Below are 23,302 nucleotides of genomic sequence, written 5' to 3' on the forward strand. Positions count from 1 at the left end.
ATACAACTTTGTTTTCAAAGGACTGTTTCTTATGAAGCGCTTGTTCTGTTTGGCCGCGATTGCGGCCGTAGTGGTGGGACACTCTGTTTCGGCCCAGGCCGCAGGCCTGGAGTTTGGGGTGGGCAGCACCAGCGATTCGACGTTGACCTATCGACTGGGCCTGACCTCGGATTGGGACAAAAGCTGGATGCAGAGCGACGTCGGTCGTCTGACCGGCTATTGGAGCGGCGCCTATACCTATTGGGAGGGGGATGACCGTGCAGGTGCCAGCAGCCTGTCGTTCTCGCCGGTATTTGTGTATGAATTCGCCGGCCAGTCGGTCAAGCCTTACATAGAAGCCGGGATTGGCGTGGCAGTGTTTTCCCGTACCAAGCTGGAAGACAACAACATCGGCCAGGCTTTCCAGTTCGAAGACCGCCTGGGCTTTGGCCTGCGCTTCACCGGTGGGCATGAAGTCGGCATTCGCGCCACGCACTACTCCAATGCCGGGATCAGCAGCAATAACGATGGTGTAGAAAGCTACTCGCTGCACTACACCATGCCGCTGTAATTCCCAGGAACGCTGCAAGACAGTGTGGGCGGGGGCAAGCCCTCCCACACTTTTTGATCGTCATCAGTCTTCAGATCAGCGGTAGGCCGTGGCGATGCCTTCGCGTTCGGTCAGGCACTCCGGTGCGCCCATCTCGAACTCCCGGCAGATCAGCGGCCGACGTTCGTAAATCGTGCACATCATCGTGTCCCGATCCAGCGCCGCGCACCAGCCGTCATCCAGGCGCAGCATCACCTCACCGCCCCAATCGTCAGTGTCGATATAGCGCTCCGGCACGCCGGTGTCGGTGATCAGCATCACTTCCAGCTGGCAGCAGCAGGCCGCGCAGGTCGAGCAGGTGACGGCGGGTTCGGTGATTTGAATGTGGGGGATGTTGGTCATAGAGCAGCAGCTTCAAGCTTTAAGCGCCAAGCTGCAAGTAGAAGCCGACCGGCTTCAACTTTTGCGCATTGCGGCAACTGTCAACAGGGTGAAAACCATGGCCCAGAGCACAGCAAGCCCAACCAGGGTCGGCGCCGCGCCGAATCCGAACTGCACCCCCGCCAAGTGGCTGCCGGCGTAATACGACATTGGTCCGCCCAGCGCACCCATTAACGCCGCACGCCACCAGGGCCGTGCACTCCAGGCCAGGCAATGGCGCAGGGTGGTTGCCAGCAGGGCCCACAACAACATCAGCCAGAACGGAATCAACGGTCCCGGCTCGTTGAACTTGAACACGCCCAAAGCGCGCAACACCGTGTCCAATAGCGTGCCGGCCAGCGTCACGCTTATGATCAGCGTCGCGTCCCCAGCCCCTTTACTTATCCACAACAGATGGATAACCAGCACCGCCAGCCCCACCAGCAACCAAGGGCTATCGCCACCGAGTACGCAGGCAAACCACCCGCACTGGAACAGCACGGCATTGGCCAGTGGTTTAAGCACTGAAGCGCCCGAGCAACGGAGGGTTGATGGCCGACGGTTTGGCCAATAGCAATTGCGCGGTGCCAATGGTGCGCTCCATAAAGCCGCCCTCGCAGTAGCACAGGTAGAACTCCCACAACCGCAGGAAATATTCGTCGTAGCCCAGCTCCGTCAGGCGGCCGTGGGCGTGGCGAAAGTTCTCGTGCCACAGGCGCAGGGTTCGCGCGTAGTGCAGGCCGAAGTCCTCCATGTGCAGCAGGTTCATATCGGTGTCGCGGCTGACGATGTGCAGCATGTTCTGCACGCTGGGCAGGGCACCGCCGGGGAAGATATAGCGCTGGATAAAGTCGACGCTGTTTTTCGCCTGCTCGAAGCGTTGCTCACGGATGGTGATGGCTTGCAGCAACATCAGGCCATCACGCTTGAGCAGGTGCGCGCACTGCTTGAAGTAGGTCGGCAGGAAGCGATGGCCCACCGCTTCGATCATCTCGATGGACACCAATTTGTCGTACTCGCCGGTCAGGTCGCGGTAGTCCTGCAGCAATAACGTGACCTGGTCTTGCAAGCCCAGGGCTGCGATGCGTTTTTCGGTGTAGGCGAACTGCTCTTTGGACAAGGTCGTGGTGGTGACCTTGCAGCCGTACTGCTGCGCCGCATACAGCGCCATGCTGCCCCAGCCGGTGCCGATTTCCAGCAGATGATCGGTGGGTTTGAGTGCGAGCTTCTGGCAGATGCGTTGCAGTTTGTTCAGTTGCGCCTGTTCCAGGCTGTCGTCGGGCGTCAGGAACTGCGCGGCCGAATACATCATGGTCGGGTCGAGGAATTCCGCGAACAGCTCATTGCCGAGGTCGTAGTGGGCGGCGATGTTTTTTTGCGAGCCCTTGCGCGTGTTGCGGTTGAGCCAGTGCAGGCCTTGGGTGAACGGCCGTGCCAATCTCGCCAGGCCACCCTCCATCGCGTCGAGCACATCCAGGTTACTCACCATAACCCGCACCACCGCCGTCAGGTCCGGGCTGGTCCAATAGCCGTGGATAAAGGCCTCGCCCGCACCGACGGAACCGTTGGCCGCCACCAGGCCCCAGACCGCCGAATCGACAATCTGGATTTCCCCCAGCAGGTGCGCTTCCCGTGCGCCGAATACCTGGCGCTCGCCGTCCTCGATCACCACCAACTGGCCATAGCGCAGTTGGCTGAGTTGGCGCAGCACGCCCTTGCGCAGCAGCGCACTGGTCATGCCGTTGACGTTCAGGCGGTGGGTCTTGACCGATAAGCTAGGGGATTTCATGGCGGCGATCCTTGGTGTACCCGACAGCTGTGCGAGAGGCGCCGTCGGCGGCCTGATGGGAAAAAATCGGTGTGCGCTTGAGCAACAGGCGCAGGGCCTGCCAATAGATGGCCAGGCAGGTCTTGGCGGTCATCCACGGATAGCGCCACAGGTAACGGTGCAGGCTGGCGCGGTTCAGCGTTTCCCTGTGCAGGCTCAAGGTGGCGTCGAAGACTTTCACCTCGCCCTGCCAATCGGCCATGTGCACGCCGAGCCTGGCGGCGGGCGGGCTGAAGCTCATGCGGTATTCCAGGTCGCGCGGCAAAAACGGCGACACGTGAAACGCCTTGGCCACGGCGAAGTGTTGGTGCTGATCCGCGCTGAGGGCCTGGGCCGGCAGCACGTAGTGATAGCGTTCGCGCCATGGGGTGTTGGTCACTTCGCACAGGATCGCGGCCAGTTGCCCATCGGCCTCGAAGCAGTAGAAGAAACTCACCGGGTTAAAAGCCAGGCCCCAACTGCGGGCCTGGGTCAGCAGGCAGATAACGCCCAGGGGTGTATGCCCCAGGGCCTTGCCGACTTCCTGGCGCACAGCATCGGTCAAGCTCATGCCGTGGCGCGTGAATTCACGCAGGTAGTCCTGCTGGCGAAAACCGAAGGGCGCCAGGCGGCTTGCGCCGGCCAGGGGCGACAGCCCGAGCACTTGGTCTTGTTCGCTTAAGTCCAGGTACAGCAGGCCGATGCGGTAGCGAAAGGCATGGGCCTTGGGTGCAAACCGCCGATGGGCGATCCAGCCGCTGTACAGGGCGCTGTTCACAGGCTTTCCCCGAAGGCTTCGGCTACGCGCAGGGCGCTGACGACGCCGTCTTCATGGAAGCCGTTGGCCCAATAGGCGCCGCAGTACCAGGTATGGCGGGTGCCGTTCAGCTCCTCCCAACGCGCTTGTGCGGCTACGGCGGCCAGGCTGTATTGCGGGTGGGCGTAGGTATAGCGCGCGAGGATCTTCAGCGGGTTGATCATCGACGTCTGGTTGAGGCTGACGCAAAAGGTGGTGGCGCTGTCGATGCCTTGCAGGATGTTCATGTCATAGGTGACAGCGGCCTGGGTCTGCACGTCGCCGCTCAGCCGGTAGTTCCAGCTGGCCCAGGCGAGTTCGCGGTCGGGCAGCAGGCGCGTGTCGGTGTGCAGCACCACGTCATTGTCGGCGTAGGGCAGGGCGCCGAGGATCTCCTGCTCGGCCTGGCTCGGGTCGCCGAGCAAAGCGAGTGCCTGGTCGCTGTGGCAGGCGAACACCACCTTGTCGAAAGCTTCGGTGCCGGCGGCGCTGTGGATAATCACCCCCTCAGCGTCACGCTCGACCAAGTGCACGGGGCAGTTGAGGCGCACGTGTTCACGAAAGCTGCGGGTCAGCGGTTCGATATAACGACTGGAACCGCCCTCGATCACGCACCACTGTGGACGGTTGTTCACCGAGAGCAAGCCGTGGTTCTTGAAGAAGCGCACAAAGAACTGCAGCGGAAAGTTCAGCATGTCCGCCAGGGACATCGACCAGATCGCCGCGCCCATCGGTACGATGTAATGCCGTATAAATCGCGGCCCGTAACCCCCAGCCTCGAGGTAGTCACCCAAGGTCATCTCGGCGCTGATGCGCTGTTCTTGCAGGTCCAGCGGGGCCTGGCGATTGAAGCGCAGGATGTCACGCAGCATGCCCCAGAAGCCTGGCGAGAGGATATTGCGGCGCTGGGCAAACAGGCTGTTGAGGTTGTTGCCGTTGTACTCGAAGCCGCTGCCCTGGTCGCACACCGAAAAGCTCATCTCGGTGGGTTTGAAGGTCACGCCGATCTGCCCCAGCAAGCGGATGAAGTTGGGGTAGGTCCAGTCGTTGAACACGATAAAGCCGGTGTCCACGGCATAGGGTTTGCCCTCGACGGTGACGTTGACCGTGTGGGTATGCCCGCCGATACGGTCGCCCGCCTCGAACAGCGTGATGTCGTGACGGCGGCTGAGCAGGTAGGCGCTGGTCAGCCCGGCGATGCCGCTGCCGATAATGGCGATCTTCACAGGTCGTCCTTTTTCGGTGGCGGGCTGCGCAACATGCGTTTGCCGATGATCAATTGCGCGCGGTTCGGCAGTTTCGACAGCGGCCACAGCGTGGCGATAAACAGTGCGGGGAAGGCGATCTCCAGCGGGCGTTTTTCCAGCTTGGCGAAGATATGCCGCGCGGCCTTGTCGGCTGGCCAGCTCAGGGGCATCGGGAAGTCATTGCGCTCGGTGAGTGGGGTGTCGACGAAGCCCGGGCTGATCACCGTGACATCAATGTTTTCGGGCGACAGGCTGATGCGCAGGGATTCGAACAGGTAGCGCAGCCCGGCCTTGGACGCGCCATACGCTTCGGCCCGTGGCATCGGCAGGTAGGTCACGGCGCTGGCGACGCCCACCAGGTGTGGTGTGCGCCCGGCGCGCAACAACGGCAGCGCCGCTTCAATGCAGTAACTGCTCGCCAGCAGATTGGTGCGCACCACGTGTTCGATAATCGAGGCATCGAATTGCCTGGCGTCGACATATTCACAGGTGCCGGCGTTGAGGATCACGCTGTCGACCGAACCCCAGGCCGCGCCGATGTGTTCACCGATCTCGCGCACGGTCTGGCTGTTGGTCAGGTCGCCGGCCACCACGAGCACCTGGCCGGGGTACCGTTGGGCGAGCGCTTCCAGCGGGCCTTTGGTGCGTGAACTGAGGGCCACGTGGGCGCCGCTGTTGAGCAGCTCCACGGCCAGCGCGGCGCCGATGCCACTGCTGGCACCGGTCAGCCAATAACGACGGGGCGGCAGTGCGTTCATCCCACTCTCCTTTTCAACCAACTGACGACCCCACCCAACACGGGAAGGTGTTCGTACAACAGGGCGCCGGCGTCGAAGTAATCGCGGTGGCGGTACACCTTGTCACGCCACATCAAATGCGAGCAGCCCTCCACGCGGATGATCTTGCCTTTGCCCAGGCGCGGGTGGCAGAAACTCATGTTCCAGCGCAGGTAACCTTCGCCTTCGGCCACCTGGTCGAAACCATGGAAGTCGAAGCGCAGCTGGCTGACGTTGCTGTACAGCTCGGCGAAATACGTGTGCAGCGCAGTCAGTCCATGGACTTCATGCAGCGGGTCGGTGAACGCGATGTCCTGGCTGTAGAGGCTGTCGAGCAGTTGCAGGTTGTGCTTGTCCAGCGAGGCAAAGGCCTGGGCGAAGCGGCGCAGGAAGTCACTCATGTTCGGCGACCTCCTGGCGTGAAGGCAGGTTGCGAAAGGCTGCGAGGGCGCGTTCGCGGGATTTTTTCAGGTCGACAATCGAGCGCGGGTAATCCGCCACGCCAAACAGGCCGCCGAGCGCCTGCGGGTTGTGCACTTCCTTCTTGTTCAGCGTGGCCAGCTCCGGCAGCCAGTGCTTGATAAACACGCCTTCGCTGTCGAATTTTTCCGACTGGCTCAGCGGGCTGAAAATCCGGAAATACGGCGCCGAATCGGTGCCGGTGGATGAACTCCATTGCCAGCCGCCGTTGTTGGCGGCCAGGTCGCCGTCGATCAGGTGGCGCATGAAGAAGCGCTCGCCTTCGCGCCAGTCGATCAACAGGTTCTTGGTCAGGAACATCGCCACCACCATGCGCAGGCGGTTATGCATCCAGCCGGTTTCCAGCAACTGGCGCATGGCGGCATCGATGATCGGCAGGCCGGTGCGCGCCTGTTGCCAGGCGGCGAGGTCCTCGGGCGCATCGCGCCAGGCCAGGGCTTCGGTCTCGGGACGGAAAGCGCGATGACGGGAGACCCGTGGGTAGCCGACCAGAATGTGCTTGTAGAACTCACGCCATAGCAGCTCGTTGATCCAGGTGATGGCGCCGATGTCGCCGCTTTCGAACTCGCCCTGGTTGGTTTGCAGGGCGGCGTGCAGGCATTGGCGCGGCGAAACCACGCCGGCGGCCAGGTAGGCGGAGAGCTGGCTGGTGCCGGGCTTGGCCGGAAAATCCCGTTCGTCTTTGTAGTAGCTGATCTGCTGGTCGGCAAAGGCGTCGAGGCGGCGACGGGCTTCGTCTTCGCCGGCGGGCCAGAGGGCGCGCAAGGTGTCGCTGGGCGGTTCGAAGCCGTCGACCTGTTCGGGAATCGGATCGCTCTTGAGCGTGAGCACGGCTTGGGCCTTGGGCGTTGCGACCCGACGCGGCAGGGCGCTGTGCAGGCGCGCGTAGCAGACCTTGCGGAACTGGCTGAACACCTGGAAGTAGGTACCGGTCTTGGTCAGCACGCTGCCCGGTTGGAAAAGCAGTTGGTCCAGGTAGCTGTGGAACGTCACGCCGCCGGCTTCCAGCGCCTCAGCGACAGCTGCATCGCGACGGCTTTCATGGATGCCGTATTCCTCGTTGACGTGCACCGACTCTACGGCCAGTTCCCGGCACAGTTCACTTAACACGGCGGGAACCTGATCCCAGGTAGCAGCGTGGCGGATCAGCAAGGGAATGTTCAGGGTGCCCAGGGCCTGGCTCAAGTGCTGCAGGTTGCGCAGCCAGAAATCCACTTTGCAGGGGGCATCGTCATGGGCCAGCCATTGCTCGGGCGTGACCAGGTACACGGCCGCCACCGGGCCTCGCTGGCAGGCCGCGGCCAGGGCGGTGTTGTCGTGAAGGCGCAAGTCGGTGCGCAGCCAGATCAAGTGCATTTAGATAAGTCCACGCTGGATCAGGAGCTGATGGGCCGACAACGGGTCTTCGGCCACGAACAATTGCGCAATGTCTTGGGTTAATACGGCCAGCTCGGCCTGGTGGATGCAGACCGTGGGTCCGACGAGCAGTTTTGCGCAATTGACGCCAGCCAGCAGCTTGGTCAATGCCGGCAATTGCAGGGCCTTGCTCGAGTACAGGAGCACGGCGCGCGGTTGCAGGTGTTCCGCCGCAAGGGCCAACTCGCCGGTGGGCAACGGCCAGTCGAAGACTTCCACCGGGCAATCGGCGCTGCTGGCCAGCCAGGCGCTGAGCCACAGGTGCGGCTCCAGGGGCAGGTCGGAGTGGTTGACCAGCAGCAACGGCGCGCCGTGCAACTGCCGGTTGTTGTGGTAGATGCGTGCACCAAACTTGCTGCGCAGCCAGGACAGGAAAAACACCCGCTCCATCTGAGCGCCAAACTGGCCTTGCCAGCGCTGTTCCAGCTCCTGCAGCAGCGGCAGCAGCAATTGCTCGCACAGGGTGCGCGGCGGGTACAGCGCCATGGCCTGGTTAAACACATCGTCCACCCGGCGTTCGGCCAGTTCGCTGACGGCCTGCACCAGGTTCTGGCGCAAGGCTTGCCATTCGTTCTCTACGGCATCGGGAAGGGCCTGGGCGGAATCGATCAGGCCTTTTACCTGGCTGACCGGCACGCCGCGATTGAGCCAGGTGAGGATGGTGTGGATGCGTTGTACATGCTCGGCATTGAACAGCCGATGGCCCTTGGGGGTGCGCTGGGGCACGATCAGGCCATAACGGCGTTCCCAGGCGCGCAGGGTCACGGCGTTGACGCCGGTCTGGCGCGCCACTTCACGAATCGGCAGCCAGCCGTCTTCGAGGGCTTGGGCGATGTCTGCGCCGGGTTCGTCTTGCAAGATAGCGGTCATGACGCTTTTCATGGTTTAGATCGCATTACGCAGGCTGAGATTTTCCGGGTGCGGCTGCAAGTAGGCCTGCTGCGCGATGTAGCGGTCCGGGTGTTGGCGAAAGTGATGCTTGAGCAGGGTCAACGGCACCACGAGCGGCACGATGCCCTGGTGATACTGGCTGATGACCGTCTGCATTTCCTGTTTGTCATCGGCGCTGATGGCCTGCTTGAGGTAGCCGCTGATGTGTTGCAGCACGTTGGTGTGGGTGCCGCGGGTGGCGCACTTTTTCAGGCCGGTCATCAAGTCGCTGAAATAGCAGGCGGCCACCTCGTCGAGGTTGACGTCCCTGGCCATGCTGCCGAGGCGGTGGCCCAGGCTCTTGTAGTGCATCAGGCTGTGGGCCATCAGCAAATACTTGTAGCGCGCGTGAAACGCCAGCAGGCGGTGGCGGGTCAGGCCCTCGGCCAGCAGTTGCTGCCAACTGGCGTAGACGAAGACGCGGGTCAGGAAGTTTTCCCGCAGTACCGGGTCATTCAGGCGGCCGTCTTCTTCCACAGGCAGGTTCGGGTGGCGCGCGCAGAACGCCTGGGCGTAGATGCCACGCCCGCCGCCCTCCACCGGCGCTCCGTTTTCACGGTAGACCTTGACGCGTTCCAGGCCGCAGGACGGCGACTTCTGCATGAAGATGTAGCCGCACAGGTCAGTGTGTTCGGCGGCCATTTTGCGGCCGTATGCGTCCAGCGGCGCGGTGACATTCAGCTCGTGGTGTACGGTGCCGACGGCCTGGGGCTGTTCGGCATCGCCCACCAGGCGAATGGTTTCACGGGGGATACCCAGGCCGATCGCCACTTCCGGGCACAGCGGCACAAAGTCGAAGTACTCGGCGAGGACCTCGCTGCATAGCTGGGATTGCTTGTGACCGCCATTGAAACGCACGTTTTCGCCCAGCAGGCAGGCGCTGATGCCAATCTTCGGCTTGATGGACGGTGTGCTGGGCATGGCCAAACCTCTGCAAGATTCCTGTACAAGATCTGAAATCTGTACAACTAAATCTCATCATAGGTTTGATGATGTACAAGTCAAATATTTTGTACAAGTATTTGCGCGGAGGCTATTTCCAGCCGATTTGCCAAGCCTCGGCATTTTGCAGGGTTTGCCAGGCCAGGCGCTCAGCGCGCAGGGTCATCACGGCTTGCAACTCGATTTCCAGCACTGTGCCGTCCTCGTCACGAAACAGTTCGGTGACCAGGAAGTGTTTTTCCTTGTTGCGGGGCCGGGCTGCCGTCCACTTCGACAGCAGCAATTTGGCCGGGTTGATGCGGTTCATTGCAGGTGCTCGATCAATCGTCGCGCGGCTTCCTGGCCACTGAGCCATGCCCCTTCCACGCGCCCCGAGAGGCACCAGTCGCCACACACGTACAGGCCCAGGTCGGCGTCGGCCAGCACCCCGAACTCATGGGCGCCTGACGGTCGTGCGTAGAGCCAGCGGTGGGCCAGGCTGAAGGACGGTGGGGGCATGGCGCTGTGCAGCAATTCGGCGAAGGCACCGTGCAGGTGTTCGATCACCGCTTCCTTGGACAGGTCCAGGTGGGCCTTGCTCCAGGTGCTGGTGGCGTGCAGCACCCAGGTGTCGAGGGTCGTATCGCGCCCGGGCTTGCTGCGGTTGCGCGCCAGCCAGTCCAGCGGGCTGTCTTGCACGAAGCAGCCTTCCATGGGGGTATCCAGGGGCTTGTCGAAGGCCAGGGCAATGGCCCAGGACGGGTCCATCTTCACGCCGGCGGCGGCACTCGCCAATTTGGGCGCTGCCGCCAACAGGGCCGTGGCCTGGGGGGCGGGCGTGGCGATGATCACATGGCTGAACGGGCCGTGGTTTTCGCCGTCGGCATCCAGCAGGTTCCAGTGTTGCTTGCCTTGGAACACCTCGGTGATCCGGCAGCCGAACTCCACCGGCAGGTCGTCAAGCAGGGCGCGGGTGATGGCGCTCATGCGCGGCGTGCCGACCCAGCGGATCTGTTCATCGGGGGAGGGGGTGAGTTGGCCGGACTTGAAATTGTACAGCTGGGGCTTCCATTGCTCGGCCCAGCCGTTGCTTTGCCAGCGCTGCACTTCGTTGACGAAGCGTCGGTCGCGGGCGGTGAAGTATTGGGCACCCATGTCCAGTGCGCCGGCGTCGCTGCGCTTGCTGGACATGCGGCCGCCGCTGCCGCGGCTTTTATCGAAGAGTTGTACAACGTGCCCGGCGTCTTGTAACGCTCGGGCGGCGCAGAGACCGGCGATGCCGGTGCCGATGATCGCGATGGGGACAGTCATGGGAGGCCTCGTTTTACCGTTGGGTACAGGCTACGCCGACACCAATAGCTGTACAATATTATTTTTTGGTATAAGTTTTGGCGTACCTGATCGCTTGGCGTGACCTATGGTTAACCATGAGGCTTAAACAAAAGTCACGCTCGATTACAAATTGATCCCTGCTTATAAAATAGACTAGTGATCGGCGGCGAACGTTACATGAGGAGCGTCCCATGCATATTTTGCTGACCGGCGGTACCGGCCTGATCGGTCGCCAACTCTGCCAACACTGGATTGCCCAAGGTCATCGCCTGACGGTGTGGAGCCGCCATCCTGAAGACGTCGCCCGGTTATGCGGTGCAACGGTGCTCGGGGTGGCTCGTCTGGAGGAGGTGATTGGCGCGGTGGACGCGGTGGTCAACCTGGCGGGTGCGCCGATTGCTGACCGTCCCTGGACCCACAAACGCAAGGCGCTGCTCTGGAGCAGCCGCATCGGCTTGACCGAAACCCTGCTGGCCTGGCTCGAAAGCCAGGCGCAGAAACCGGCGGTGCTGGTTTCCGGTTCGGCGGTGGGCTGGTACGGCGACGGTGGCGAGCGCGAACTGACCGAGGCCAGCGGCCCGGTACAGGACGATTTCCCCAGCCAACTCTGCATCGCCTGGGAAGAAACCGCCCAACGTGCCGAAGCGATGGGCATCCGCGTGGTGCTGGTGCGCACCGGCCTGGTACTGGCGGCCGAGGGCGGCTTTTTGTCGCGCCTGTTGCTGCCGTTCAAACTCGGGCTGGGCGGGCCTATCGGCAACGGGCGGCAGTGGATGCCGTGGGTTCATATCAAGGATCAAATCGCCCTGATTGATTTTCTTCTGCACAAGGATGACGCCAGCGGTCCTTATAATGCCTGCGCGCCGCACCCAGTGCGTAACCGCGAGTTCGCCAAGACATTAGGCCAGGCGCTGCACCGCCCGGCGTTCATGCCGATGCCGGCCTTTGCATTGAAGGTGGGTTTGGGCGAGTTATCGGGGCTGTTGCTGGGCGGGCAGAAGGCGATCCCCGAACGCTTGATGGCCGCCGGTTTCATTTTCCAGTTCACTGAGTTGCATGCGGCTTTGGATGACTTGTCCAGCCGCCTCTAAGAGATAGGATGTTGCATGACGGATCACGCGTTGTTACTGGTCAACTTGGGTTCACCGGCCTCCACTTCGGTGGCCGATGTGCGCAGCTACCTCAATCAGTTCCTGATGGACCCTTATGTCATCGACCTGCCTTGGCCGGTGCGGCGCTTGCTGGTATCGCTGATCCTGATCAAGCGCCCCGAGCAATCGGCCCATGCCTACGCCTCGATCTGGTGGGACGAGGGTTCGCCGCTGGTGGTGCTCAGCCGTCGCCTGCAGCAGCAGATGACCGCGCAGTGGACCCAGGGGCCCGTGGAGTTGGCGATGCGTTATGGCGAGCCTTCCCTGGAAACGACGCTCACGCGGTTGGCCGCCCAAGGTATTCAGAAAGTGACTCTGGCGCCTCTGTACCCGCAGTTTGCCGACAGCACCGTGACCACGGTGATTGAAGAAGCCAAGCGGGTAGTGCGCGAGAAAAAGCTCAACGTACAGTTCTCGATCCTGCAGCCATTCTACGATCAGGCGGAATACCTCGACGCGTTGGCCGCCAGCGCCCGACCTTATATAGACGCGCATTACGACCACTTGCTGCTGAGCTTCCACGGCTTGCCCGAGCGCCATCTGAAAAAGCTCGACCCGACCGGCCAGCATTGTTTCAAGGATGCGGACTGCTGCAAGAACGCCTCGCCTGAGGTGCTCGCGACCTGCTACCGCGCACAATGCTTCAGCGTTGCCCGCGACTTCGCCGCGCGCCTGGGCTTGCCTGACGACAAATGGTCAGTGGCGTTCCAGTCGCGCCTGGGCCGTGCGAAGTGGATCGAACCCTACACCGAGGCACGCCTGGAAGCGCTGGCCCGTCAAGGGGTGAAAAAGCTGCTGGTGATGTGCCCCGCGTTTGTTGCCGACTGCATCGAGACCCTGGAAGAGATCGGTGATCGTGGTCGGGAGCAATTCCGCGAGGCGGGCGGTGAGGAGTTGGTGCTGGTGCCGTGTTTGAATGACGATCCGCAGTGGGCGGCGGCGCTCAATACGCTCTGCGAAAGAGCACCGCTGTCACTGTAGGAGCGAGGGGGACGCCTAGTTCTTGCTCGCGAAGGTCGTTAACGATAACGCAGCGCCTCTGGGGTAACGCGGCGCTCTCAGGTGCTTCGCGAGCAAGCTCGCTCCTACAAGGGGGGGGTTAGAGGTTGAGGGTCAGGCTGACGGTGAGATTGCGCGGCTCGCCGGGATTGACCCAGTAATTGCTGTAGGACCGCTCGTAGTACTTTTCATCGAACAAGTTGTTGAGGTTCAGGCCCACGGTGACGTTCTGCGTGGCCTTGTAATGGGCCAGCAAATCGACGGTGTGGTAGGCGGGCAGTTCAAAGCGGCTGCCGGCTTCACCCGAGCGATCCCCTACATAGGTGAACGCCGCGCCCAGGTCTGAACCGCGCAGCGCGCCGTCCTGGAATTCATACACCCCCAACAGGCTGCCGCTGCGCTTGGCTACGCCGAGGATGCGGCTGCCCGCAGGAATGGCTTTATCACCCTTGGTCACTTCGGCATCTATGTAGGCAAAGGCGCCGATCACGCGTACCGCATCGGTCAGTTGTCCTGTCAGTTGCAGGTCGAAGCCCTGGCTGCGTGCCTTGCCCATGGCGCGGTTGGTATTGGTGGCCGGGTCCAGGGCCAGCACGTTTTCCTTTTCGATATGGAAGGCGGCGAGGGTGGCGCTGAGGCGGTCGTCGAACAGCTCGCTCTTGATCCCCACCTCATAGCCCACGCCTTCTTCGGGCTTGAAGGTCTTACCGCTGGCGTCCAGGCCGCTGTTGGGCTTGAACGAGGTGGAAGCGTTGGCGAATACGCCGACCTCTGGCGTCAGTTGATACAGCAGGCCGGCGCGCTGGGTAAGTGCGTCGTGGGTTTGCCGACTCTTGGCGTGGTTGCGGGTAAAGTCGTCGGTGCTTTGTTCGAAATGCTCGAAGCGCGCGCCGACCATACCGCGCAGGCGGTCGGTGAAGATGATCTGGTCTTGCAGGTTCAGCGCCTGGCTTTTGGTCTGTTCGAAGAAGTCGGTGCCGGAGCGCGCGCCATTGGGTTTGGGCTGGCCGTAGACCGGGTTGTAGAGGTCGATGGCGTAGGGGCTGCCGGCTATGGCGGTGACGCGCTCCTTCTTGCGGTAGTCCTCGTATTCGGTGCCGACCAGCAATTCGTGCTGCCAACTGCCAAGGTCGAACAGGCCGCGCAGTTCCAGCTGGGTGATGCTGTCGTGCCAGCCCGTGGAGCGTTCGCGGTAACGGCGGTTAAGGGTATGGCCGTCGGTGTTCAGTGCGCGGTTTTCCGAGGCGTCGCCCCACAGGCTGCCTTGTTTGTAATGGCTGGCCAGGCGCAGTTTCCAGGCGTCGTTGAGATGATGCTCGAGGGTCGCCTGGATGCGGTTGTTGTGGTTGTCGATATCGCCGTCGTTGGGTTCGCCGAGGAAGGTGGAGCGCGATACGCCTGGGGCATCGACGATGCCACGGTCGAAGGTGGAGCTGTGGCGTACGAATTCGCTCTCCACCAGCAGGGACGTGTCCGGGGCCAGCTGCCAGCTGAATGAGGGCGCGACAAATACACGCTTGCTCTCGACGTGATCGCGGAAGCTGTTGTTGTCTTCCACCGCCAGGTTGACCCGCGACAGCAGGTTGCCCTCGCTGTCCAGCGGCGTATTGACGTCGACGGCGGTGCGATAGCGGTCCCAACTGCCGGCGCTGGTTTGCAGGGTGGTGAAGGCTTCAGGCTGAGGTTTTTTGGTGACGATATTCACCGTGCCGCCGGGATCACCACGGCCATACAGGCTGGCGGCCGGGCCCTTGAGCACTTCGATGCGCTCGATATTGGCCGCGTCCGGCGTGCTCGGGTAGCCGCGGTTGGCGCTGAAACCATCCTGGTAGAACTCCGACGTGGTGAAGCCGCGCACGCTGTATTCGTAGAGCGTGAGGCCGCCAAAGTTGTTCTGCTTGGACACCCCGCCGGCAAACTCCAGGGCGCGTTCCACGTTGGTGCTGCCCAGGTCCGTAAGTACCGAGGCAGGAATCACGCTGATGGACTGGGGGATGTCGCGCAGGGCAGTGTCGGTTTTAGTCGCGCTGGCAGAGCGGGTGGCACGGTAGCCTTTGACCGGGCCGGTGGCGGATTCATAGGCGTCGGTGGTGACGCTGATGGTCTCCAGCTCAACGCTGTTGTCTTCGGCAAAGGCGGGATCCAGCAGCAAACCCAAGGCCAGGCCAGCCAGGGGGGCAAACGTTCGAGACGGCATGATAGAGCGTTCCAATAGCGATATTGAAACAATATAACATGACTGATGAGAATGGATTCGTTTTGAAATATGAGCTTACAGGTACCCGCGAACGGGTACCTGGCGAGGTGATTTATTCCTCTTCCTTGACCGGGGCAGGGGGTGGACGCAAGCCGATCTCCGCCAGCAGCTTGATCTCTTTACCGTTGCGCATCACCTGGATCGCCACCTTGTCGGTCGGCTTGATCCGAGCCACCTGGTTCATCGACTTGCGCCCATCACCGGCCGGTTCGCCGTTGATGCTGAGGATCACATCCCCCAGCTGCAGGCCGGCTTTCTGCGCCGGGCCATCGCGGAAAATCCCGGCGACCACGATGCCAGGGCGCCCGGTCAGGCCAAACGACTCGGCCAGTTCCTTGGTCAACGGCTGTACTTCAATCCCCAGCCAGCCGCGAATTACCTGGCCGTGCTCGATGATCGACTTCATCACTTCCATCGCCAGCTTTACCGGGATCGCAAAGCCGATGCCCTGGGAACCGCCGGACTTGGAGAAAATCGCCGTGTTGATGCCGGTCAGGTTGCCATTGGCATCCACCAGTGCGCCGCCGGAGTTGCCCGGGTTGATCGCCGCGTCGGTCTGGATGAAATCTTCGTAGCTGTTAAGCCCCAGTTGGTTACGCCCGGTGGCGCTGATGATGCCCATGGTCACCGTCTGGCCCACCCCGAACGGGTTGCCGATGGCCAGTGCCACATCACCCACCCGCAGCCCATCGGAGCGGCCTAGGGTGATGGCCGGCAGGTTTTTCAAATCGATCTTCAGGACCGCGAGGTCGGTTTCCGGGTCGCTGCCCACCACACGGGCCAGGGTTTCGCGGCCGTCACGCAGGGCCACCACAATCTGGTCGGCGCCGGTGGTCACATGGTTATTGGTGAGGATGTAGCCTTCGGGGCTCATGATCACCCCCGAACCCAGGCTGGACTCCATGCGGCGCTGTTTGGGCCCGTTGTCACCGAAGTAGCGGCGGAACTGCGGGTCTTCAAACAGCGGATGGGCCGGCTTGTTGATGACCTTGGTGGTGTACAGGTTGACCACGGCAGGGGCCGCAATGACTACCGCATCTGCATAAGTCACCGGGCCTTGCACTACCGCACTGGTTTGCGGTGCCTGTTGCAGGTTCACATCAAGGCTGGGCAAGCCCACCCACTGGGGATAACGCTGAATAATCAGCATCGCGATCAGCACGCCAGCCAGCAATGGCCATCCAAAAAAACGCAGTGCCTTGAGCATCAAGTAAGTCCTGACAGGTTGCAGGGGGCGGGAGAGCGCCCATAATGTCGCGCATTATACGAGGCTGCGAGCGCCTCGGAACGGGATATTTAGGAGTCTTTTATGGCCGTCCCCCTTACCACCCTCGTCGAGGAAGCGGACCGCTACCTTGGCAGCGCAAAAATTGCCGATTACTGCCCCAATGGCCTGCAGGTCGAGGGGCGGCCGCAAGTGATGCGCATCGTCAGCGGCGTCACGGCGAGCCAGGCTTTGCTGGACGCGGCCGTCGAAGCCCAGGCCGATTTGATCCTGGTGCACCACGGTTATTTCTGGAAAGGCGAAAACCCCTGTATCACCGGCATGAAGCAACGCCGCCTGAAAACCCTGCTCAAACACGACATCAGCCTGCTGGCCTACCACCTGCCGCTGGACCTGCACCCCGACGTTGGCAATAACGTGCAACTCGCCCGCCAGTTGGACATCACCGTCGAAGTCCCACTGGACCCGAGCAACCCCAGGATCGTCGGCCTGGTCGGCTCGCTCGCCGAACCGCTGTCGCCCCGCGACTTCGCCCGGCGTGTGCAGGATGTGATGGGCCGCGAGCCGCTGCTGATCGAAGGCAGCCAGATGATCCGCCGCATCGGCTGGTGCACCGGCGGTGGCCAGGGTTACATCGACAACGCCATCGCCGCGGGCGTCGACCTGTTCCTGAGCGGCGAAGCTTCCGAGCAAACCTTTCACAGCGCGCGCGAAAACGACATCAGCTTTATCGCCGCCGGACACCACGCCACTGAGCGTTACGGTGTACAGGCGCTGGGCGATTACCTGGCGCGGCGCTTTGCCTTGGAGCATCTGTTCATCGATTGCCCCAACCCGATTTGACTGCCAAACCTTGGGGCATATTGATATACCGTTTCGATCTAGCTGGTGCCCTGAATAGAAGAAGGTGCTGTGCTAGCATGCCCCGCTCGAACACGGCCCGCTGGCCGTCCATAAGATCGTTTTTCCGTGAGTAACCATGGTCGACAAACTGACGCATCTGAAACAGCTGGAGGCGGAAAGCATCCACATCATCCGCGAGGTCGCCGCCGAGTTCGACAACCCGGTGATGCTCTACTCGATCGGTAAAGACTCCGCCGTGATGCTGCACCTGGCGCGCAAGGCCTTCTTCCCGGGCAAGCTGCCGTTCCCGGTGATGCACGTCGACACCCGCTGGAAATTCCAGGAGATGTACAAGTTCCGCGACAAAATGGTCGAGGAGCTGGGCCTGGACCTGATCACCCACGTCAACCCGGATGGCGTGGCGCAGGGCATCAACCCGTTCACCCACGGCAGCGCCAAGCACACCGACATCATGAAGACCGAAGGTCTCAAGCAGGCCTTGGACAAGCATGGTTTCGACGCCGCCTTCGGCGGTGCCCGTCGCGATGAAGAGAAATCCCGTGCCAAAGAGCGCGTGTACTCGTTCCGCGACAGCAAGCACCGCTGGGACCCGAAGAACCAGCGCCCGGAGCTGTGGAACGTCTACAACGGCAACGTCAACAAGGGTGAGTCGATCCGTGTGTTCCCGCTGTCCAACTGGACCGAGCTGGACATCTGGCAGTACATCTACCTGGAAGGCATCCCGATCGTGCCGCTGTACTTCGCCGCCGAACGCGATGTCATCGAGAAGAACGGCACGTTGATCATGATCGACGACGACCGCATCCTCGAGCACTTGTCCGACGAAGACAAAGCCCGAATCGTCAAAAAGAAAGTACGTTTCCGTACCCTTGGCTGCTACCCGTTGACGGGCGCGGTGGAGTCCGAAGCCGAGACGCTGACGGACATCATTCAGGAAATGCTCCTGACGCGAACTTCCGAGCGCCAGGGCCGTGTCATCGACCACGATGGTGCCGGCTCGATGGAAGATAAAAAACGTCAAGGCTATTTCTAAGGGGCTGTCATGTCGCATCAATCTGATTTGATCAGCGAGGACATCCTCGCCTACCTGGGCCAGCACGAGCGCAAGGAAATGTTGCGCTTCCTGACCTGTGGCAACGTCGACGACGGCAAGAGCACCCTGATCGGGCGCCTGCTGCACGACTCCAAGATGATCTACGAAGATCACCTGGAAGCCATCACCCGTGACTCGAAAAAGTCCGGCACCACCGGTGACGACATCGACCTGGCGTTGCTGGTCGACGGCCTGCAGGCCGAGCGTGAGCAGGGCATCACCATCGATGTCGCCTACCGCTACTTTTCCACCGCCAAGCGCAAATTCATCATCGCCGACACCCCCGGCCATGAGCAGTACACCCGCAACATGGCCACCGGTGCATCCACCTGTGACCTGGCGATCATCCTGATCGACGCGCGCTACGGCGTGCAGACCCAGACCCGTCGCCACAGCTATATCGCCTCGTTGCTGGGCATCAAGCACATCGTGATCGCCGTCAACAAGATGGACATCAATGGCTTTGACCAAAGTGTGTTCGAGTCGATCAAGGCCGATTACCTGAAGTTCGCCGAGGGCATCGCCTTCAAGCCGAGCACCATGGCATTCGTGCCGATGTCGGCACTCAAGGGCGACAACGTGGTGAACAAGAGCGAGCACTCGCCCTGGTACACCGGCCAGTCGCTGATGGAGATCCTCGAGACTGTCGAGATCGCCAACGACCGCAACTACACCGACCTGCGTTTCCCGGTGCAGTACGTCAACCGTCCGAACCTGAACTTCCGTGGGTTTGCCGGCACCCTGGCCAGCGGCATCGTGCATAAGGGCGACGAAGTCGTGGTGCTGCCGTCAGGCAAGAGCAGCCGCGTCAAATCCATCGTCACCTTCGAAGGTGAGCTGGAGCACGCCGGCCCAGGCCAGGCCGTGACCCTGACCATGGAAGACGAGATCGACATCTCCCGTGGCGACCTGCTGGTGCATGCCGACAACGTGCCGCAAGTGACCGACGCCTTCGACGCCATGCTGGTGTGGATGGCCGAAGAGCCGATGCTGCCGGGCAAGAAATACGACATCAAGCGCGCCACCAGCTACGTGCCGGGTTCCATCACCAGCATCGTGCACCGTGTGGACGTGAACACCCTGGCCGAAGGCCCGGCGAGTTCGCTGCAGTTGAACGAGATCGGCCGGGTCAAGGTCAGCCTCGACGCCGCCATCGCGTTGGATGGCTATGACAGCAACCGCACCACCGGTGCGTTTATCGTCATCGACCGCCTGACCAACGGCACCGTGGGCGCCGGCATGATCATCGCACCGCCGGTCACCCACGGCAGTGCGGCGCATCACGGCAAGTTGGCCCATGTCGCCACCGAGGAGCGCGCCCAGCGTTTCGGCCAGCAACCAGCTACCGTGTTGTTCAGCGGCCTGTCAGGCGCGGGCAAGAGCACCTTGGCCTATGCGGTCGAGCGCAAGCTGTTCGACATGGGCCGTGCGGTGTTCGTGCTGGATGGCCAGAACCTGCGCCACGACCTGAACAAGGGCTTGCCCCAGGACCGTGCCGGACGTACCGAAAACTGGCGTCGTGCCGCTCACGTGGCGCGTCAGTTCAACGAAGCCGGCCTGCTGACCCTGGCCGCATTCGTCGCCCCGGATGCCGAAGGCCGTGAACAGGCCAAGGCGCTGATTGGCAGCGACCGCCTGCTGACCGTGTACGTGCAGGCGTCGCCGCAGGTGTGTGCCGAGCGTGATCCGCAGGGCTTGTACGCGGCGGGTGGGGATAACATCCCTGGCGAATCCTTCCCGTACGACGTGCCGTTGAATGCCGACCTGGTAATCGACACCCAGGCCCTGTCACTGGAAGACAGCGTCAAGCAAGTGCTGGAGCTGTTGCGCCAGCGCGGCGCGATCTAAGCCTCGCGGCCACAAAAAAGCCCGCCACCGAGTGATCGGTGGCGGGCTTTTTCACATCTTCAAGACCGGGCGCGGTCAAATGTGGGAGGGGGCAAGCCCTAATGCCAGTCAGTTAAGCTTACATCGCCTCCTACAAAAAGCCTTAACTGACTGGCATTTGGGCAAGCCCCCTCCCACAGGTTGATCATCGCTTGCTTGGGAATTCGGTGTGAAGCTGATCCAGCAACGCATCCTTGGTTTCCCACAGCTGGTTGATCCACCCCTGGAACGCCAGTCGATACTCCCCATCCTGCTCATAATTCCTGCCGATAAACTCTGCCGGAATCTGCACCTCTTCAAACTGCACCACCACGTCCTGCACCTTCCCGCACAGCAGGTCCCAATACCCAGGACGTCCGCCAGGGTAGTGAATGGTCACATTGACCAGTGATTTCAGCTGTTCCCCCATGGCATCCAGCACAAACGCGATACCACCCGCCTTGGGCTTGAGCAGGTAGCGAAACGGCGACTTCTGCTGCGCATGCTTGCCCGGTGTAAAACGCGTGCCTTCGGCAAAGTTGAAAATACCCACGGGGTTGTCGCGAAACTTCGCACAGGTCTTGCGAGTGGTTTCCAGGTCCTTGCCTTTCTTCTCCGGGTGTTTTTCCAGGTAGGCCTTGGTGTAGCGCTTCATGAAGGGAAAACCCAGTGCCCACCACGCCAGGCCAATCACCGGCACCCAGATCAACTCCTGCTTGAGGAAGAATTTCAGCGGGCGAATCCGACGATTGAGCACGTATTGCAGGACCATGATGTCGACCCAGCTCTGGTGATTGCTGGTCACCAGGTACGAGTGCTGGTAGTCCAGGCCTTCAAGGCCTTTAAGGTGCCAACGGGTATGGCGCACCAGGTTCATCCAGCCCTTGTTGTTGGTGACCCAGGCTTCATGGGTGTGGTTCATCAGCCATTCGCTGAAGCGCTTGGCGAAGGGCAACGCCTTGAACAGCGCCACGATAAACAGGAACGAACACAGCAGGATCGTATTCAGCGCCAACAGCAGCGAAGCGATCACCCCGCGTACGGCGGCAGGTAGAAAATCCAGCATTTAGATATCCATAGGTCGGTTGGCGGCTTGGATCGCAGTCAGCGCGATGGTGTACACGATGTCGTCGACCTGGGCGCCGCGTGGCAGGTCGTTGACCGGTTTGCGCAGGCCCTGGAGCATCGGCCCGAGGCTGACGCAATCGGCACTGCGTTGCACGGCCTTGTGCGTGGTGTTGCCGGTGTTCAGGTCCGGGAACACGAACACGGTGGCTTTGCCGGCGACCAGGCTGTCGGGGGCCAGTTGGCGGGCGACGGTTTCGTTGGCGGCGGCGTCGTATTGCAGCGGGCCGTCGATCAGCAGTGAGCTTTGCTGTTCATGGGCGAGCAGGGTGGCTTCGCGGACTTTCTCCACTTCCTCACCGCTGGCCGAGTCGCCGCTGGAGTAGCTGATCATCGCCACACGCGGGGTGATGCCGAAGGCGGCGGCCGAGTCGGCGCTTTGCAGGGCGATTTCCGCCAGCTCGGCGGCACTGGGGTGCGGGTTCATCACGCAGTCGCCGTAGACCAGCACCTGCTCGGGGAACAGCATGAAGAACACCGACGACACCAGGGTGCAGCCCGGTGCGGTCTTGATCAACTGCAGGGCCGGGCGAATGGTGTTGGCGGTGGAGTGGATAACCCCGGAAACCAAGCCGTCCACTTCATCCAGTGCGAGCATCATGGTGGCGATCACCACGGTGTCTTCCAGTTGCTGCTCGGCCATCGGTGCATTCAGGCTCTTGCTCTTGCGCAGGGCAACCATGGGCTCCACGTAGCGCTGGCGAATCAGGTCCGGGTCGAGAATCTCCAGGCCTTCGGGCAATTCGATGCCCTGGGCGCGCGCGACCGCTTCTACGTCAGCCGGCTTGGCCAGCAGCACGCAGCGCGCGATGCCCCTTGCCTGGCAGATAGCGGCGGCTTGCACGGTCAGCGGCTCGCTGCCCTCGGGCAGCACAATGCGTTTGTTGGCCGCCTGGGCGCGCTGGATCAACTGGTAGCGGAACACCGCCGGCGACAGGCGCATCTCCCGTGGCGTGCCGCAGCGCTGGTGCAGCCAGCGCGCATCGAGGTGGCTGGCGACGAAGTCGGTGATGATCTCCGCGCGCTCGCGGTCATCGATGGGGATTTCCTTGTTGAGGTTGTTGAGCAGGTTGGCGGTCTCGTAGGAACCGGTACTCACCGACAAAACCGGCAGCCCAGCCTGGAACGCGCCGCGGCACAGATCCATGATGCGCGGGTCGGGCAGGGTGTCGCTGGTCAGCAGCAGGCCGGCCAGGGGCACACCGTTGATCGCGGCCAGGCTGACGGCGAGGATGATGTCGTCACGGTCGCCGGGGGTCACCACCAGCACGCCGGGCTTGAGCAGCTCCACGGTGTTACGCATGGTGCGGGCGCAGATGATGATCTTGGTCATGCGCCGGGTTTCGTAGTCGCCGGCGTTGAGGATCTGCGCGCCCATCAGGTCGGCCACGTCGCGGGTGCGCGGCGCGTTGAGTTCCGGCTGGTAAGGAATGCAGCCGAGCAGGCGGAAATCACCGCTGCGCAGCAAGGGCGAATGCTCCTTGAGGCGCGCCGAGAAGGCTTCCATGCTTTCGTCGGTGCGCACCTTGTTCAGGATCACGCCGAGCACTTTCGGGTCTTTCGGGCCGCCGAACAACTGGGCCTGCAGTTCCACGCGGCCGGAGAGTTCGGTGAGCACTTCGTTTTCCGGGGCCGAGACCAGGATCACTTCCGCATCCAGGCTCTTGGCCAGGTGCAGGTTGACCCGGGCCGCATAGCTGGCGCTGCGGGTCGGTACCATACCTTCGACGATCAGCACGTCCTTGCCCACGGCGGCCTGCTGATAAAGGGTGATGATTTCTTCGAGCAGCTCGTCGAGCTGGCCGTCGCCGAGCATGCGTTCCACGTGAGCCAGGCCTAGCGGTTGTGGCGGCTTGAGGCCATGGGTGCGAGCCACCAGCTCGGTGGAGCGTTCGGGGCCGGTATCGCCGGGATGTGGCTGGGCAATCGGCTTGAAAAAACCGACTTTCAGGCCGGCTCGCTCAAGGGTACGCACCAGCCCAAGGCTGATGGAGGTCAGACCCACACCAAAATCGGTGGGCGCGATAAAAAAAGTCTGCATGCGAATTCTCTGGAGGTGCATGGCTTC

General features: G+C 62.0%; 22 protein-coding genes. 6 read left to right on the top strand and 16 right to left on the bottom strand.

Translation table 11 applies throughout. The features are described 5' to 3' along the window. The first annotated feature begins 31 nt into the window (after positions 1-31). Positions 32-550 carry an acyloxyacyl hydrolase gene (locus tag BFQ01_RS01965; protein ID WP_027606880.1) on the top strand — a complete coding sequence of 173 codons (519 nt, stop codon included), beginning with the start codon at positions 32-34 and terminating at the stop codon, positions 548-550. A gap of 75 nt (positions 551-625) precedes the next feature. Here the strand turns inward: BFQ01_RS01965 and BFQ01_RS01970 are convergent, their stop codons facing one another. The 12 genes from BFQ01_RS01970 to BFQ01_RS02025 form a co-directional block, all read right to left on the bottom strand. Further along, positions 626-931: a YkgJ family cysteine cluster protein gene (locus BFQ01_RS01970; RefSeq protein WP_027606879.1), complete on the bottom strand. Its 306-nt coding sequence runs from the start codon at positions 929-931 to the stop codon at positions 626-628. A 54-nt stretch (positions 932-985) separates the two neighbouring features. Continuing rightward, positions 986-1,474, bottom strand: a complete 489-nt coding sequence (locus tag BFQ01_RS01975) for a DUF2878 domain-containing protein (protein WP_065924051.1) — start codon at positions 1,472-1,474, stop codon at positions 986-988. Beyond that, positions 1,467-2,738, bottom strand: coding sequence for an SAM-dependent methyltransferase (locus BFQ01_RS01980; RefSeq protein ID WP_065924052.1), 1,272 nt, complete (start codon positions 2,736-2,738; stop codon positions 1,467-1,469). Before BFQ01_RS01980 ends, BFQ01_RS01975 begins: the two co-directional genes overlap by 8 nt. Continuing rightward, complete coding sequence (locus BFQ01_RS01985; protein ID WP_065924053.1) at positions 2,725-3,534, bottom strand: DUF1365 domain-containing protein; 810 nt, start codon at positions 3,532-3,534, stop codon at positions 2,725-2,727. The genes BFQ01_RS01980 and BFQ01_RS01985 overlap by 14 nt, the downstream gene beginning before the upstream one ends. Next, positions 3,531-4,778 carry an NAD(P)/FAD-dependent oxidoreductase gene (locus BFQ01_RS01990; RefSeq protein WP_065924054.1) on the bottom strand — a complete coding sequence of 416 codons (1,248 nt, stop codon included), beginning with the start codon at positions 4,776-4,778 and terminating at the stop codon, positions 3,531-3,533. Before BFQ01_RS01990 ends, BFQ01_RS01985 begins: the two co-directional genes overlap by 4 nt. Beyond that, a complete protein-coding gene (locus BFQ01_RS01995; protein WP_065924055.1) occupies positions 4,775-5,557 on the bottom strand; it encodes an SDR family NAD(P)-dependent oxidoreductase in 783 nt (260 codons plus the stop codon). Before BFQ01_RS01995 ends, BFQ01_RS01990 begins: the two co-directional genes overlap by 4 nt. Next, a complete protein-coding gene (locus tag BFQ01_RS02000) occupies positions 5,554-5,976 on the bottom strand; it encodes a nuclear transport factor 2 family protein (protein ID WP_065924056.1) in 423 nt (140 codons plus the stop codon). Before BFQ01_RS02000 ends, BFQ01_RS01995 begins: the two co-directional genes overlap by 4 nt. Next, positions 5,969-7,411, bottom strand: coding sequence for a deoxyribodipyrimidine photo-lyase (phrB, locus tag BFQ01_RS02005; RefSeq protein WP_065924057.1), 1,443 nt, complete (start codon positions 7,409-7,411; stop codon positions 5,969-5,971). Before phrB ends, BFQ01_RS02000 begins: the two co-directional genes overlap by 8 nt. Next, the gene (locus tag BFQ01_RS02010; protein ID WP_065924058.1) at positions 7,412-8,341 is read right to left on the bottom strand and encodes a MerR family transcriptional regulator; all 930 of its coding nucleotides are present in this window, start codon (positions 8,339-8,341) and stop codon (positions 7,412-7,414) included. It abuts the gene before it with no gap. A 15-nt stretch (positions 8,342-8,356) separates the two neighbouring features. Then, entirely contained in the window at positions 8,357-9,322 is a 966-nt protein-coding gene (locus BFQ01_RS02015) for a YbgA family protein (protein WP_065924059.1), read from the bottom strand. 112 nt (positions 9,323-9,434) lie between these two features. Then, entirely contained in the window at positions 9,435-9,650 is a 216-nt protein-coding gene (locus BFQ01_RS02020; RefSeq protein WP_065924060.1) for a TIGR02450 family Trp-rich protein, read from the bottom strand. Beyond that, positions 9,647-10,633 carry an NAD(P)/FAD-dependent oxidoreductase gene (locus tag BFQ01_RS02025; RefSeq protein WP_065924061.1) on the bottom strand — a complete coding sequence of 329 codons (987 nt, stop codon included), beginning with the start codon at positions 10,631-10,633 and terminating at the stop codon, positions 9,647-9,649. Before BFQ01_RS02025 ends, BFQ01_RS02020 begins: the two co-directional genes overlap by 4 nt. 212 nt (positions 10,634-10,845) lie before the next feature. Between BFQ01_RS02025 and BFQ01_RS02030 the strand changes: the two genes are divergently transcribed. Both BFQ01_RS02030 and hemH read left to right on the top strand, forming a co-directional pair. Then, entirely contained in the window at positions 10,846-11,745 is a 900-nt protein-coding gene (locus BFQ01_RS02030; protein ID WP_065924062.1) for a TIGR01777 family oxidoreductase, read from the top strand. A gap of 15 nt (positions 11,746-11,760) precedes the next feature. Further along, on the top strand, positions 11,761-12,786 hold the full coding sequence (hemH, locus tag BFQ01_RS02035; protein WP_065924063.1) for a ferrochelatase: 1,026 nt from the start codon (positions 11,761-11,763) through the stop codon (positions 12,784-12,786). A 118-nt stretch (positions 12,787-12,904) separates the two neighbouring features. Here the strand turns inward: hemH and BFQ01_RS02040 are convergent, their stop codons facing one another. Continuing rightward, a complete protein-coding gene (locus tag BFQ01_RS02040) occupies positions 12,905-15,001 on the bottom strand; it encodes a TonB-dependent siderophore receptor (RefSeq protein WP_065924064.1) in 2,097 nt (698 codons plus the stop codon). Positions 15,002-15,113: 112 nt separating this feature from the next. Further along, positions 15,114-16,268, bottom strand: a complete 1,155-nt coding sequence (algW, locus tag BFQ01_RS02045) for a Do family serine endopeptidase AlgW (RefSeq protein ID WP_065924065.1) — start codon at positions 16,266-16,268, stop codon at positions 15,114-15,116. 102 nt (positions 16,269-16,370) lie between these two features. On the opposite strand from algW, the gene BFQ01_RS02050 reads away from it, so the two are divergent. The 3 genes from BFQ01_RS02050 (at position 16,371) to cysN (ending at position 20,091) form a co-directional block, all read left to right on the top strand. Continuing rightward, positions 16,371-17,129, top strand: a complete 759-nt coding sequence (locus BFQ01_RS02050) for a Nif3-like dinuclear metal center hexameric protein (RefSeq protein WP_065924066.1) — start codon at positions 16,371-16,373, stop codon at positions 17,127-17,129. A gap of 136 nt (positions 17,130-17,265) precedes the next feature. Continuing rightward, positions 17,266-18,183: a sulfate adenylyltransferase subunit CysD gene (gene cysD / locus BFQ01_RS02055; protein WP_017137614.1), complete on the top strand. Its 918-nt coding sequence runs from the start codon at positions 17,266-17,268 to the stop codon at positions 18,181-18,183. Positions 18,184-18,192: 9 nt separating this feature from the next. Then, positions 18,193-20,091, top strand: coding sequence for a sulfate adenylyltransferase subunit CysN (gene cysN / locus BFQ01_RS02060; protein ID WP_065924067.1), 1,899 nt, complete (start codon positions 18,193-18,195; stop codon positions 20,089-20,091). Between the two features lie 184 nt (positions 20,092-20,275). On the opposite strand, the gene BFQ01_RS02065 is transcribed toward cysN, so the two are convergent. Next, positions 20,276-21,175 (bottom strand): acyltransferase, encoded by a 900-nt coding sequence (locus tag BFQ01_RS02065; RefSeq protein ID WP_065924068.1) that lies wholly within the window; start codon positions 21,173-21,175, stop codon positions 20,276-20,278. Continuing rightward, positions 21,176-23,275 carry a phosphate acetyltransferase gene (gene pta, locus BFQ01_RS02070; protein ID WP_065924069.1) on the bottom strand — a complete coding sequence of 700 codons (2,100 nt, stop codon included), beginning with the start codon at positions 23,273-23,275 and terminating at the stop codon, positions 21,176-21,178. Between the last annotated feature and the right edge of the window lie 27 nt (positions 23,276-23,302).

It is taken from the genome of Pseudomonas sp. 8 R 14, from assembly GCF_900005955.1.
Lineage (GTDB): Bacteria > Pseudomonadota > Gammaproteobacteria > Pseudomonadales > Pseudomonadaceae > Aquipseudomonas > Aquipseudomonas marginalis.